Genomic DNA, 13,609 nt, shown 5'->3' with positions numbered 1-13,609 from the left:
TGTCGCCCTCAACCCGGGCAAGTCTCTTGCAGATTCTTGCGCTTTTGTCGGCCAGCGGGATCACAGCGCCAGCGCCGCGGAGTAGGATGCAAGGCGTCAACGAGTGCTCACCATGCCCGAACTGGAATCCCTGCAAGTCTTCCAAGCCCTTAACCGCTCGCCGAACGCACGCCTTGAAGCCTGCGCCGAGCTCGGTGACGGCTTGTCTGCGGCCTTGTGGAGCAACCATCACGACGCCCAGGACTACCAGGCCCCCAGCCATCACACCTTGTCCTGCTACATAGGCGGTGGCACCGGTACGTTCCGCCGCGACCAGCCCGGCACCAAGGGCGGGCCCGACAAGCTGTGCATCCTGCCCGCCGAGCACCAGTCGGCCTGGGTGATCAACGGTGAAATCCGCCTGGCCCATGTGTATTTCAGCCCGGAACAGTTCGCCCTCGGTTGCGTCACCTTGCTCGACCGCGAACCACGTGCGCTGCAACTGCGCGAAAGCACCTTCCTGGAGGACGCCAGCCAAGCCCGGCGCTTCCACCAGTTGATCGCCCTCAACTGGCACGAACCCGCCGAACGCCTGCTGACCAGCAGCCTGGCCCATGAAATGCTCAGCCACACCCTGCTCAGCCAGGTCGGCGCACGCGATGGGTTGCGTTTAAAAGGCGGGTTGGCGGCGTACCAGCGGCGGCTGTTGGTGGAGTACATCGACCAGCACCTCGAAGACCCCATCAGCCTCGGCCAATTGGCCGGGTTGTGTGCGCTGTCGGAATACCATTTTGCGCGGATGTTCCGCCAAAGCTTCGGCCTGCCGCCCCATCAGTACCTGTTGGCGCGCCGTTTGACCCGCGCCCAGGCACTGCTGCGCGGCGGCGCCCTGCCCCTTGGCGAGATCGCCCTGATGTGCGGTTTTTCCAGCGCCAGCCACTTCACCAGCCGCTTCCGCCAAGCCATGGGCGCCACGCCCGGCGAATACCGCCAGGCGTTCTGCGCCTAGACCATCAAGCCCAGCGTCTTCGCCTTGGCCACCGCTTGTGTGCGCCGCTCCACGCCAAGCTTGCTGTGGATGCGCCGCGCGTGGGTCTTGACCGTGTGCAGGGAGATAAACAGGCGATCGGCGATTTCCAGGTTGGAGCTGCCTTGGGCGATCAATTGCAACACTTCCAGTTCGCGCTGGCTCAGGGGGTTTTCCGCCGTGCCGGCGGGCGAGACTTGCGCTTCAAGCCCCACGTCACTCAACAACCCCGGCGAGCGCAGACGCAGCTCGCGAATCGCCTGCTGCACCTGGCAACGTGCCGCCAGTTCCAAGCCGGCCTGCAACGAACGCCGCGCCTGAGTCGAGTCGCCAAGTTGCCAGGCCACCTCGCCCAGCACCAGGTGCAGTTCGGTCTCCAGGCACAACATGCCACGCTGTTGGACAGTCGCCAGCAAGGCGCTCAAACGCTCCAGCGGTTGCTCGGCACAGCCTAGTTTCACCTCGGCCAGCACTAACAGATATTCCAGACGCGGAATCAATTCCAACGTCGCCGGCGGCGCCTGCTTGGCCTGCGGCCCACGGAAGTGGCGCAGCACCCGGCGCACCGCTTCCACCGTCAACTCGGCGCGGCCCTGCTGCAACCAGAAGTGTCCACTGACCAGCAGCAACACCGCGCGATATACCGACTCCGGCACCAGCCGCTGCTGCATCAGCCGCTCGGCGTCGCGCAGTTGGACAAAGGCCTGGGCGTAATCGCCGCGGTTGGCCGCCAACAGCGCCAGGCCTAGAAAACCGTAGAGCACGCGTTTGTCCTGGCTGTGCAGGCACATCGGCAAACCCGCGTCGAAACACTCGGCAGCCAGCACGTCCTGCCCTTGGCGCAGCGCCAGGTGCCCACGGCGCAAGGCGATACGCCCCACCAACGGCCCGGCCTTGAGGCGCTGCTTGAGCAACATCGCCTGCACCCCTTCCAGCAGGCTTTGCGCGCGATAAGGTGCGCCGCGCTGCTCCAGCAACTGGGCATGGTCCAACTCCAGCAGTGCCTCCAGTACTAACGAGCCGTGGGCACGGGCCAGGCACAGCGCCTCGCGGCTCAAGGCCTGGGCCACGTCCAACTCGCCGCGCAGCAAAGCTTGCTGAGTCAGCCCCGACAGGCACATCAGACGCGACGTCCAGGCGCTGTCGGGCAACGCTTGCAAGGCTTCGAGAAAATGCCCGCGCGAGCCGTCGGCATCGCCGCGCAGGTGCAGCAACCAGCCCCACTGCGCCTGCCAGCGCCCCAGCAGATAGGCCTGTTGCGCCGCCGTGGGTTGCGGCGCAAAACGCGCCAATTGATCGATGCACTGCGCCGCCTGATCGAAGCGCCCGGCAAACAGCAAGGCCGCCGTGACCAAGCCGACCAATTGCGCCGAACCGAGCATCAATTCATCACCATGCTGCTCATGCAGGCGCAACAGCAGCGCGGCGTTTTGCTGGCGAAACAAGTCCTCGAAGCTGAAGTGTTGCAACAGGCTCACCGCCACCTCGTACTCTTCGGCCAGCAGCGCTTGTTCGAACGCTGCTTGCCAGTCCTGTTCGGCAGTGAACCACTGGCAGGCGCGCCGGTGCCAGGAGCGCTTGGCCGGCCAGGGTTCATCGCGCAGCAAGTGCGCCAGGGGCGGGAACACTTGCAGCCAGTCGGCGGCGTCTTCCCACGGCTGGATGTAGGCACCAAGGGCCTGCAAATCGTGCAGGTACTGATCGCCGTCGCCAAAGCCGAACAGGTGCTCGCACAATCCGGCGTTGAAACGCGGCAAATGGGCGAGCACCCGCCAGGCCTCGGCGAGCTCGGCCGGCAAGGTGCTGAACAGCTCGTGTTGCAGGTAATCGAGCAAGGTCTTATCCGGGTGCCCGTCGCCGAGAGAGGCGATCCGCACACCGGCGCACCAGCCGGCGCTGAACTGCATGACACTGTCCACGCTGTGCCCGGGACTCAGCAGTTGGACCTCCGCAGCGTTGAAGGCCAACTCGGTGCTGCTGCACTCCAGCAACTCATCATCGAGCAGCAAGCGCGGCCAGTTGCAGATCGGCCGCCGCCGGGCGCCGAGCCACCAGGTCAACGCCGGGCTGCTGGCGGTGAGCAGGCGGTCGAGCAACGCATCCAGTTCAGGCGCGGGCAAGCGGCTGAAATCATCCAGGAACAACCACGCCGGGGCCTGCCAACGTGCGAGGTCAAGCAGCAGCGTGGCTTCATCGGTAAAGGGCAGGCCGAGATTGAGGGCCAGGCGCTGGCATAACTCCAGCGGGCTGAGGGTGATGCCATTGAGCGGCAGCCAATACACCGGGCAACCGTTGGGCGCCTGCAACGCGCACTCAGCCAGCAACGCGCTCTTGCCGCTGCCGCCAGGGGCGCAGAGCAGCTTGACCCGGGCCTGCGCCGCCAACAACGGCGCGGCCAGGCGCGGGCGCAGCAGATGGTGGGCGGACAGCCGGGGCATGAATCCAGGACGGTCCAGGCAGCGTGTCATGGCGGTCATTGCTGCATCCTGCTTTTTTATTGTTATGCAACCTGATGCGTACCCTAGTCCTGTGGTTGGCGGTTGTTGAAGAAAGATTCAGCGGCGTGATTGGCGGCCATAAAACTCAAGGTGTACACAACCCAATGTGGGAGCTGGCTTGCCTGCGATGCAGACACCTCGGTACATCAGTTAGACCGAGGTGATGCTATCGCAGGCAAGCCAGCTCCCACATAAAGCGGCTCCCACTAGGTTGTAGAGTTGAAGAATCAGCGCACGCCTTCAGCCCTCAATGCTGCCGGGGTGTAGTCCGCTGCCTTGGCATTGAAGCCAAACACAAAGCTGCTCTTCTCCTCGTTCTTCATGCCCAGGGCGATGTAGCGCCCGGCGATGATGTCGTACAGGGTTTCCACGGTGTACGCCGGGGTCTGGTGGTTGTAGTAGAACTGCGCGTGGCCCTCGGCGACCCGCCACAGTTGGCCACGGCCGTCGTAGTGGTCCACCAGCGCCACTTGCCAGCTGTCTTCGTCGATGTACATGTGGCGCTTGGCGTAGATGTGTCGCTCACTCGCCTTGACCGTGCCGACCACTTCCCACACGCGGTGCAGTTCGTAGCGGGTCAGGTCCTGGTTGATGTGGCCGGCCTTGATGATGTCGTCGTACTTGAGGGTCGGTTGATCGAGCTTGTAGCTGTTGTAGGGGATGTACATCTCCTTCTTGCCCACGAGTTTCCAGTCGTAGCGGTCGGGGGCGCCGGAGAACATGTCGAAGTTGTCGGACGTACGCAGGCCGTCGGACGCGGTGCCCGGCCCGTCATACGCCACTTGCGGCGCACGGCGCACGCGGCGTTGGCCGGCGTTGTAGATCCACGCCAGGCGCGGTTCCTTCACCTGGTCGAGGGTTTCGTGCACCAGCAGCACGTTGCCCGCCAGGCGCGCGGGCGCGGTCACCGATTGCTTGAAGAAGGTCAGCACGTTGGCCGCCTTGGCCGGGTCCATGTCCGGGATCAGTTGTGGCACCGCCACTTCTTCTTCGAAGCGGATCGGCGTGTAGCTGCCGTTGGTCTGCGGCGTGGCCTGGGTGATGATGCGGCGCAGGTTGCCGCCGTGGTAACGGGTGATGTGGTTCCACAGCACTTCCACGCCATTTTTCGGAATCGGGAAGGCGTAGTAGCGGTTGCCGGTGAAGTTTTCCAAACCGTTGCCGTCGTTGATCGGCTTGACGTTCAGCGCGCTACGCTTGATCGACTCGTAGATGTCCGCCGGCAGGTTGACCGTACGATGGGTGGGGTACACCGGGATCTTGTAGGTCTCGGGGTAGCGCTTGAACATCGCCACCTGGCCTTCGGAGAGTTTGTCCTTGTACTTGTCGACGGTGGCGGCGGTGATCACGAACAGCGGTTTCTCATTGGCGAACGGGTCGGCGAGAAAGCCTTTGCTGTCCACCGCGCCGGCGTTTTTCGGGATGCCGCCAGTCCAGGCCGGGATCGAGCCGTCGGCGTTGCCGGCTTTTTCAGCGCCCACCGGGGTGAGGCTGGTGCCGAGCTTGGCGGCTTCTTCGGGTGATACGGCGGCCATGACATGGGCCGCCAGCAAACTCAGAGCCAATACAGCAAGTGTCTTACGCATGGATTCTTGTCCTTCTTTTAGCCAGATCAGAAGTTCACGCCGAAGCTGAGGGCGAGGAAGTCACGGTCGGTGAGGGTGTTGTAGTCGCCGCCGAAAAAGTCGGTGTAGCTCAGGCTGGCGGTGTAGGTGCTGCGGTAATCCGCATCCACGCCGACGCTGATGGCCTTGGCGCCTTTGTTGAACAGGCCGTTGGGGCCATAGCCGGCAACGTCGTGGGACCATGACAGGTTGGGCTTGAGGTTCACCCCGAAGATCGCGTTGTTGTAGTCGAGGATCGCCCGGGCGCGGTAGCCCCAGGAGTTGGCCGTGACAAAACCGTCGGTGTCACCCTGGAACCCATAGGCGCCATAGACCGAATCACGGCCGTAACGCAGCTTGGATTTGTCTTCCAGCCCGGCGACGTGGACGAAGGCCGCTTCACCGACCAGCGTCAGGCGTTCGGCGCCCAGCACCTGGTCGAAGAACTGGGTCATGGTGCTTTGGATCTGGGTGATTTCCTTGCGGCGGTAGCCTTTGTTGTCGTCGCCGAAGTTGCTGCGGATCGGCGACGCCGCCTGGCCGGCGACCGGGTTGATCAGGGCCAGGGTCAGGTCAGTGGTGTTGAGCTGTACCGGGGCATTCGGGCGATAGCTGATTTCACCGGTCCACGCCGTGCCGGTGGGCAAGGTGGTGGAGAAACTAGCGCCGAACAGGCGGATGTTTTCCGGGTAGTCGAGGTAGTACTGGCCACGGCCGAGCATCAGGCTTTGCACCAGGCCCGAACCGCTGCCGGGTGCAATACCGTTGGCTGCGCCGGAGATAGCGCCAAGCCGGGCCAGCGTGGTGTTGTTGGTGATGGTGCCCACGGTCGGCGTGCGGCTGTGGTAGTTCATGAAGTACAGGCCGTACTCGGTGTCGTCCCCCAGCCAGCGCAAGGCTGCGCCGAACTGGCCGCCGTCACGGGCCTCGCGATCGCGGGCGCGCTGTACGATCACCCCTTCACGCGTCACTTGAAAACCCTGCCCGAACGCGGCGGCCACCGGTTGCAACGGCGCAATTGCCGGGTTGCCCACGGTGTAGTTGCCATTGCAACCATGGGCCGCGACGTCGCCACCAAAGAACGTGCCGCAGTTGTCCAGCACGGTGTTTTGCCAGTTCAACTGATAGAAACCTTCCACCGTCAGTTGGTTGGTCAGGCTCTGGGAGCCGAACAGCATGTTCACCGGGATCAGCCCTTCCTTGATCTCCGCGCCGGGGCGGCGGAAGGCCGACACGTCGATAGGGTTGATGCTGTTGATGGAGTTACCGATAAAGGTGCTCTCACCCCAACTCACCACCTGCTTGCCCAGGCGCACGTTGCCCGGTTGGTCGCCAATGGAATAGTTGTGATAGACGAAAGCATCGAGCAGTTCATAACCGGACGAGCGTGCGCCTTCGTCGCGGTGGTGATTGCTGATCTGTTTGAATTCGCGGTCTTCGTCCTGCAGTTCGAAGTCATACCAGTATTTGCCGCGCACAAACATGCCGCTGTCGCCGTACTTGAGCTCCAGGTCGTGCAGGCCCTTGAAGATCTTGGAGAAGGTTTCGCCCTTCTTGAAGTTCAGCCGTCCGTCATCCCCGGTAGACGCTTGCCCGGTGCCGCCATTGACGGTGCCCACCAGCTTTTTATCGGCATCGCGCATGCCCCAACTCGCGCCGACCGACAGCGAGGAGTCGAATTGCCCTTCGATCTCGCCAATGTTGAATGAAACAGCCTGCGCCTGCGCACAGCAACCCAGTGCAACCGCAGCGGCCAGCGCCTGAGGCGTGAAGATGGCGCGCATTGTTGTTTTTGTCATGCGTCTTCCCCGGTGAGTGACAGAAGGCCCCACCCTACTGCCGCGCATCAGGAGCGATAAGCGCACCAAGGAGGGATTCGTGTTGTCGCTCGAAAGGATGAGCGGCCGTGCTGGCAGCGGGTTTGGGCGGGGGTATGGATCGAATGGATGGTGGCTTATCAAGCCAGTGGATGGCGCGCCCGGCGACTGTGATCGTTCCCACGCTCCGCGTCCCACTGAGCCTTGCGCACGGGTGACGCAGAGCGTCACAGATGCATTCCCACGCAGAGCGTGGGAACGATCATTGCTGAATCGGTAACAGTCCTTGTCCTGAAGCGCTATTACTCATTTTGTTACAACCGACTATTCTTAGCGCGCTTTCAGGGCAAACAGCCCGCTTCCGCAACCGGAAGAACAGCCAGACTCAAATGGATTGATGCCTTTTTTCAATCTGTTACCCGTGTTCACTGACGTGGATTTGTTGCTCCTTGATCCAACGTCTTACTTCGGCCGCTGCCTATGCAGCGGCCTTTTTTATGCCTGGAATAAAACGGGGCGCCCTTGGCGCCCCGCACGATTCACTGTTGTTCAAGCAACGATCAAAGGCTGTACTTTTGTAAGTTGGCCATCATTTCCTTCAGAGCCTCGATATTGTCCTTGGGATGAGCAGCGCCTTCGAAGTCGCAGATCTGCTGCCAATGCGCGGCCACGTCGTCGGGCGAGAAGCCCGCTTCCGGGTCAAACCCCACACCGAGGCTGCGCTCCCAGCGGGTCTTGCCCATCCAGCCGCCGCCCACTTCGAACAGGCCGGCAGTTTCCTCGCACGCCTCGCTGCCCAGGTACACCACCAGCGGGCTGACCAGCTCCGGTTTGAGGCGCTCAAACACCTGCGGCGGGATCAGGCCTTCAGTCATGCGCGTGCCACCGGTGGGGGCGATGGCGTTGACCAGGATGTTGTTCTTGCGTCCTTCCAGCGCCAGGGTGCGGGTCAGGCCATACAGGCCGAGCTTGGCCATGCCGTAGTTGGACTGGCCGAAGTTGCCGTAGATGCCCGAGGTGGAAGCCGTAAAGATCACCCGGCCGTAGCCTTGCTCGCGCATGTGCGGCCAGGCGGCGCGGGTGACTTTGTAGGCGCCTTCGACATGCACCCGGTAAACCAGGTCCCAGTCGCTGTCGTCCATTTTGTGGAAGGTCTTGTCGCGCAGGATCCCGGCATTGTTGACCACCACGTCGATACGACCGAACACTTCCAACGCGTGCTGCACAATCTTGTCACCGTCGGTGACGGAGTCATGGTTGGCTTCGGCAATACCGCCAGCGGCGCGGATTTCAGCGACCACACGGTCAGCGGCCGAGGCGTTGGCGCCTTCGCCTTGGGTCGAGCCGCCCAAGTCATTGACCAGCACCTTGGCCCCGTGCCGGGCAAACAGCAGCGCATGGGCCCGGCCCAACCCGCCGCCGGCACCGGTGACGATCACGACCTTATCCTGGAACTGCACTGACTCACTCATACCGAACTCCGCTGGCGACAATGGGAATGGGTTGAGTGTCAGGCACGGGGCCTTTGGTCACAATAAAGTCAGCCAGGGCTGAATGGTGCGCGATAAGGCTGGGGGATGATGCCTCCGGCTCGGGCATGATTGATCGTTCCCTCGCTCTGCGTGGGAATGCATCTCTGGACGCTCTGCGTCCGTTCTTGAAGGCGTGACGCGGAGCGTCACCGGCGGCATTCCCACGCAGAGCGTGGGAACGATCAAACTGTGTGAATTCAGGAATAGGCCATGTAGGGCACCGGCCCGGCAATCCGCTCGCGAAACGCCAGGTAGTGCTTGAGCACCTGCACCGGCGCCTCGATCTGCGGGTAGTGGCCAATGTTCGTCAGCAACACCGTATCCGCCTCGGGCACCAGTTGCTGATAACGCGCCACCATATGCGCACCGGAAATCGGGTCAGCCTCGCCGTCAATCACCCGCAGCGGCACGTCCAGACGCTGCATCGCCTCCACCCAACGGTCACGCAAGCGGCGACGCTGGGGGATATAGGCAATCAGCTTGTGCAGGATGCGCGTGCCATCGTTGCAGTTGAGCAGGCTCCAGAAATCATCCAGGGCGCTTTCGCTGGGGCGGGTATCCGGGCCGAAGATCTGGCGGAAGCTATCGGACAAGGCATTGCGCCCAAAGGCGCGGCCAATCATCCAGCCAAGGGGGCTGAGCAAGAGTTTTTGCACCAGCGCAGGCCGATGGGTTTCGGGAAACAGGCCGCCGTTGAGAAACACGCAACTGGCCATCAGAAAGCGCCCTTCGTAATGCCGCGCGAGCAATTCCTGGGCAACGCTGTCGCCGTAGTCATGGGCCAGCACATGCACCGGCTGATCCACGCTCAAGTACTCCAGCAGCGCCTGCTGCACATCGGCCTGTTCCAGCAGGCAGTACTCGTGATCGAGGGGTTTGTCCGAGTCGCCAAAGCCGAGCATGTCGCAGGCAATCACCAGGTTGCGCTGGGCCAGGGGCTGCCACAGGTAATGCCAGTCCCAACTGGCGGTGGGAAAACCATGGATCAACAGCAGCGGTTCGCCCTGCCCCGCCACCCAGTAGCGGATGGTGCGACCACGAAAGACGAAACTCTGGCCGTGCTTGCGCCAGGCTCTGAGCGGGATCTCGGCGAGTGGCATCAGGTTTTATACCCAGGATCGATGCTGTCCAACTTACGCAGCAACGCCGGCCAGGCCAGCGCGCCCCCCATGCCTTGAGCACTCTTGGTCACGGCCGCCACCATTGCCTTGGCCCCGGCCAGAATCTGCGGGCCGATGGGGATCAACTCGGCGCCGCCGTTTTGCGCCAGCACCTGGATGTCGCAGGCACGCTGGAAGGTAAACATCATCAAGAAGGTGTCGGCGATGGTGCTGCCGCAGGTCAACAGGCCGTGGTTGTGCAACATCAAGAAATTGTTGTCGCCCAGGTCGGCCTGCAAGCGCGCCTTTTCCTCGTGGTTCAGCGCTACGCCTTCGTAGGCGTGATAGGCCAGGCTCGCCAGCACGAAGATCGATTGCTGGCTGATCGGCAACACGCCCTGTTTCTGCGCCGCCACCGCGACACCGGCGGCGGTGTGGGTGTGCAGCACGCAGGTGACGTCGTGGCGCACTTCATGGATGGCGCTGTGGATGGTGTAGCCCGCCGGGTTGATCTCGTAGGGGCCGTCCATCAGCTTGTTGCCGGCTTGATCGACCTTGACCAGGCTCGACGCGGTGATCTCGTGGAACATCAGCCCGTAGGGGTTGATGAGGAAATCATCGGTGCCCGGCACCTTGGCCGAGATGTGGGTGAAGATCAGGTCATCCCAGCCGTGCAACGCCACCAGGCGATAGCAGGCTGCCAGGTCGACACGGGCTTGCCATTCGGCAGCGCTGACCTGGGCTTGGACATTTTGTGGCGATAGAACAGGGGCTAGGCTCACGGCAACGACCTCCTTGGCGCACTTTCTTATTGTTTTTTTGAGTGATGGGCCAGTCTAGTCAGACCTCATGACGGAAGGGAGTCGCCTTCGCAGCCAGCTTGATGACCGAACGAGTCAGCCATGAGAATAGTTGAAATCCACGCGCACGGCGTCAGAGAAGCGCCGCCAATAAAGGCGCGGCGAACAGGTTGAGCAGCCCCGTCAACACCATCACCAGGCCTGCGACCGAACCTTCTTCGCCGCCCACTTCCCGCGCCCGGCTGACCCCGGCGCCATGGGCGCCCACGCCAAACAAGGCGCCACGGGCCAGTGGCGTGCGCAGCGGTAGCCATTTGAGCAGCACGCCACCGAGCATGGCGCCGAACACGCCGGTGAACATCACGAACACCGCCGTCAGCTCTGGCACGCCGCCGAGGTCGGACGACACCGGCATGGCGAACGGCGTGGTGATGGAACGCGGCACCAGCGACATCGTCACCGCGCTGTCCAGCGCCAGCGCCTTGGCCAGGCCAAACGAGGTGGCGATGGACGCGATGCTGCCCGCCAGCATGCCCAGCAACAACGCCGACCAGTGGCGTGCGAGCAAGCGCCGTTGTTGCCAGATCGGCACGGCGAAGGCCACGGTGACCGGGCCGAGGACCAGCATCAGCCAGTGGGTGTCGGCCGCGTATTCGGCATAGGCGGTGTTCATTGGGACGGCCACCGCCAGCAACAGCACCGGCACAAGGATCAATGGCGACAACAGGTAGCGCCCGGTGCGACGGTAGAGCCAGCGGCTGAAGACATACGCGCCCAGTGTCAGGGCGAGCCAGAACAGGGGCATCAGCTCAAGCTTCATGGCGCAGCCTCCAGCGGCACACCCACTCCACAGTAAACGCGGTCACCAGCATCACCGCCAGGGTACTCAGGCCGATCACCAGCAGGATGCGCCAGCCGTCATTGCGCACCAGGCCACCGTAGTCCAGCAGGCTCATCAAGGCCGGAATAAAGAACAGCAGCATCTCCGCCATCAATACACCAGCGCCCAATTGCAGGGCGGCGGGTTTGATCAGGCCACTGGCAAAGGTCGCCAGCAGCAAGCCCAGCCCGACCACCCCGCCAGGAATCGGCCAGGCCAGCCACACAGCCAGTTGGCAGCCAAGAAAATAGATGGCCAGCAGCACGACCAATTCAATCAACAGACGGGTGAAACGTTTCATGGGCTTGGGTTCCTCGCAGGCACCCATTTTAAAGAGGCCGAGCCCATACCCACAGCGAATTGTTAGACTGCAAGCTATTCCAAACTGGAATCATGACCATGGAATTCAAACAGCTACGCAGCTTTGTCGAGGTCATCCATCGCGGTGGTTTTACCCAGGCCGGCAGAACCTTGCACATCAGCCAGTCCGCCGTGAGCAAACAAGTGGCGCAGCTGGAACAAAGCCTCGGCACCCCGCTGCTGGAGCGCACTGGCTCACACATCCGCCTGACCGCCGCCGGCGCCGTGGTGTTGCAACGCGCCGAAGCGATGCTGCGCCTGCAGACCGAGTTGCTCAGCGAGTTGGACGACATGCAGCAACTGGCCCGCGGCGAATTGCGCCTGGGCTTGCCGCTGCTGGCCGGTGATACGTTGTTCGCCGGGCTATTTGCCGAATACCGCAGGCGTTACCCCAACGTCACCATCCAGCTCCTGGAAGGCGGCAGTCGCACGATTGAACAAGGGATTCTCAACGGTGAACTGGACGTCGGCGGCAGCCTGATGCCCAGCGACCCGGCCTTCGCCTGGCAAGCGTTCTGCGATGAGCCGCTGGATGCCTTGTTGCCGATGGACCATCCGCTGGCGGAAAACGCCCAGGTGCGCCTGGAAGAATTGGCGGACACGCCGTTCCTGATGTACCAGCGCAGTTTTGTGCTGAACGACCGGCTGATGCAGGCCTGTCAGCACGTGGGCTTTACGCCGAAGGAAATTGGCCGCAGCGGCCAGGCGGACTTTCTCGTGGCGCTGGTCGCCGCCGGCCAGGGCGTGGTGCTGCTGCCCAGCGTCGTCGCCCGTGGGCTGGTGCGCCCGGGCGTGGTGCGCCTGACGCTCAAGGCGCCAGACTTCCTGCGCTGGGACATTGCCTTTATCTGGCGCGATGGCGCTTATCTGTCGAGAGCCGCCCAGGCCTGGCTGGCATTGTTGCGCGAATACCCGGTCAACCGCGCAGTGCAGTGACCAATTCCGCCAGCCACGGCTCGGCGTCGGCTTCCGGGGTGACGCTTTCGCTGGCGTCCAGGCGCAGCATCGGCAGCACTTCGCGTACACCCAATTCGCCGAACAGCTCACGCAGTTGCTCGCCACCGCCGCAGAAGGTGTCGCCATAGCTGGCGTCGCCCAGGCCGATCACCGCGCCTGGCAGGCCGCGCCAGGCGGCGGGCAATTGGTCGCGGATGCTCGAATACAGCGGTTGCAGGTTGTCAGGCAACTCACCCATGCCCGTGGTCGAAGTCACCGCCAGGAACGCGTCGGGCGCGAAGGCTTGCACGTCCGCCAGGGTGGCACGCGGGTTGTGCCAGGCTTCAAAACCGGCGGCATTGAGGAGACCGGCGGCGTGGCGGGCGACTTCTTCTGCGGTGCCGTAGACCGAGCCGGAAAGGATGGCGACTTTCATCAATCTGATCCTGTAGTTGAGTGAAAGCGTGGGATATTAGCAGCAGATGCAAATATTTCAGTGGGCCGCGTGCAACATTCAGAAGTTGCCATAGACTCCAATTCTCCAAAACAAGCCATGGACCGCTCAATGATCAACGCCAAACTGATGCAACTGGTCGTCAACGCCTCCAACGACGGCATAGTCGTCGCCGAACGGGAAGGCAAGGATAAGCCGCTGATCTACGTCAACCCGGCATTCGAACGGCTGACCGGCTACACCCTGGACGAGATCCTGTATCAGGACTGCCGATTCCTGCAGTCGGGTGACCGCGATCAACCTGGGCTGATGGCCATTCGTGAAGCCTTGGACAATGGTGGCTCTTGCCGGGAAATCCTGCGCAATTATCGCAAGGACGGCACGCACTTCTTTAACGAGCTGTCGCTGTCGTCGGTGTACAACGAGGCCGATAAGCAGACGTATTTTGTCGGCGTGCAAAAAGACGTCACCCTTCAGGTCAAGGCCCAGCAGCGTGTGGCCCAGTTGGAAAGCGAGCTGGCCGAGGTCAAGGCCGAGCTGGCCGCCCTCAAAGCGACGAGCGGATCTAACAAAATTTAGAAATTGGGGTCAGTAGAGAGGATAATGGCACTTTAACACCCCT

At 62.6% G+C, this 13,609-nt stretch carries 12 protein-coding genes; 3 read left to right on the top strand and 9 right to left on the bottom strand.

Annotated elements, in window-relative coordinates; genetic code table 11:
• Positions 1-112: 112 nt before the first annotated feature.
• On the top strand, positions 113-988 hold the full coding sequence (locus ACZRMO_RS24990) for a helix-turn-helix domain-containing protein (protein ID WP_207041616.1): 876 nt from the start codon (positions 113-115) through the stop codon (positions 986-988).
• On the opposite strand, the gene ACZRMO_RS24985 is transcribed toward ACZRMO_RS24990, so the two are convergent.
• From ACZRMO_RS24985 to ACZRMO_RS24950, 8 genes are all read right to left on the bottom strand, one after another.
• Positions 985-3,483, bottom strand: coding sequence for a LuxR C-terminal-related transcriptional regulator (locus ACZRMO_RS24985; RefSeq protein ID WP_463974587.1), 2,499 nt, complete (start codon positions 3,481-3,483; stop codon positions 985-987). The genes ACZRMO_RS24990 and ACZRMO_RS24985 overlap by 4 nt on opposite strands.
• A gap of 248 nt (positions 3,484-3,731) precedes the next feature.
• Complete coding sequence (locus tag ACZRMO_RS24980; RefSeq protein ID WP_463974586.1) at positions 3,732-5,090, bottom strand: DUF1329 domain-containing protein; 1,359 nt, start codon at positions 5,088-5,090, stop codon at positions 3,732-3,734.
• Between the two features lie 26 nt (positions 5,091-5,116).
• On the bottom strand, positions 5,117-6,907 hold the full coding sequence (locus tag ACZRMO_RS24975) for a DUF1302 domain-containing protein (protein WP_463974585.1): 1,791 nt from the start codon (positions 6,905-6,907) through the stop codon (positions 5,117-5,119).
• A gap of 578 nt (positions 6,908-7,485) precedes the next feature.
• Positions 7,486-8,397, bottom strand: coding sequence for an SDR family oxidoreductase (locus ACZRMO_RS24970; protein ID WP_463974584.1), 912 nt, complete (start codon positions 8,395-8,397; stop codon positions 7,486-7,488).
• A gap of 257 nt (positions 8,398-8,654) precedes the next feature.
• Positions 8,655-9,557, bottom strand: a complete 903-nt coding sequence (locus ACZRMO_RS24965) for an alpha/beta fold hydrolase (protein ID WP_463974583.1) — start codon at positions 9,555-9,557, stop codon at positions 8,655-8,657.
• Positions 9,557-10,339 carry a class II aldolase/adducin family protein gene (locus tag ACZRMO_RS24960; RefSeq protein WP_124526447.1) on the bottom strand — a complete coding sequence of 261 codons (783 nt, stop codon included), beginning with the start codon at positions 10,337-10,339 and terminating at the stop codon, positions 9,557-9,559. The genes ACZRMO_RS24965 and ACZRMO_RS24960 overlap by 1 nt, the downstream gene beginning before the upstream one ends.
• 151 nt (positions 10,340-10,490) lie before the next feature.
• Entirely contained in the window at positions 10,491-11,177 is a 687-nt protein-coding gene (locus ACZRMO_RS24955; RefSeq protein ID WP_207041604.1) for an LrgB family protein, read from the bottom strand.
• Positions 11,167-11,538: a CidA/LrgA family protein gene (locus ACZRMO_RS24950; RefSeq protein ID WP_124526449.1), complete on the bottom strand. Its 372-nt coding sequence runs from the start codon at positions 11,536-11,538 to the stop codon at positions 11,167-11,169. The genes ACZRMO_RS24955 and ACZRMO_RS24950 overlap by 11 nt, the downstream gene beginning before the upstream one ends.
• Positions 11,539-11,636: 98 nt before the next feature.
• Here ACZRMO_RS24950 and ACZRMO_RS24945 point away from each other — a divergent pair, with 98 nt between their 5' ends.
• A complete protein-coding gene (locus ACZRMO_RS24945) occupies positions 11,637-12,533 on the top strand; it encodes a LysR family transcriptional regulator (protein ID WP_207041602.1) in 897 nt (298 codons plus the stop codon).
• Here ACZRMO_RS24945 and ACZRMO_RS24940 read toward each other — a convergent pair.
• Positions 12,514-12,969 carry a flavodoxin gene (locus tag ACZRMO_RS24940; RefSeq protein WP_124526451.1) on the bottom strand — a complete coding sequence of 152 codons (456 nt, stop codon included), beginning with the start codon at positions 12,967-12,969 and terminating at the stop codon, positions 12,514-12,516. The genes ACZRMO_RS24945 and ACZRMO_RS24940 overlap by 20 nt on opposite strands.
• Positions 12,970-13,098: 129 nt before the next feature.
• Here ACZRMO_RS24940 and ACZRMO_RS24935 point away from each other — a divergent pair, with 129 nt between their 5' ends.
• On the top strand, positions 13,099-13,566 hold the full coding sequence (locus ACZRMO_RS24935; RefSeq protein WP_463974582.1) for a PAS domain-containing protein: 468 nt from the start codon (positions 13,099-13,101) through the stop codon (positions 13,564-13,566).
• Positions 13,567-13,609: the final 43 nt, after the last annotated feature.

The organism is Pseudomonas sp. B611 (assembly GCF_055407965.1).
Note: the sequence above shows the minus strand (reverse complement) of the source record. Positions and strands in the feature narration are given on the sequence as shown.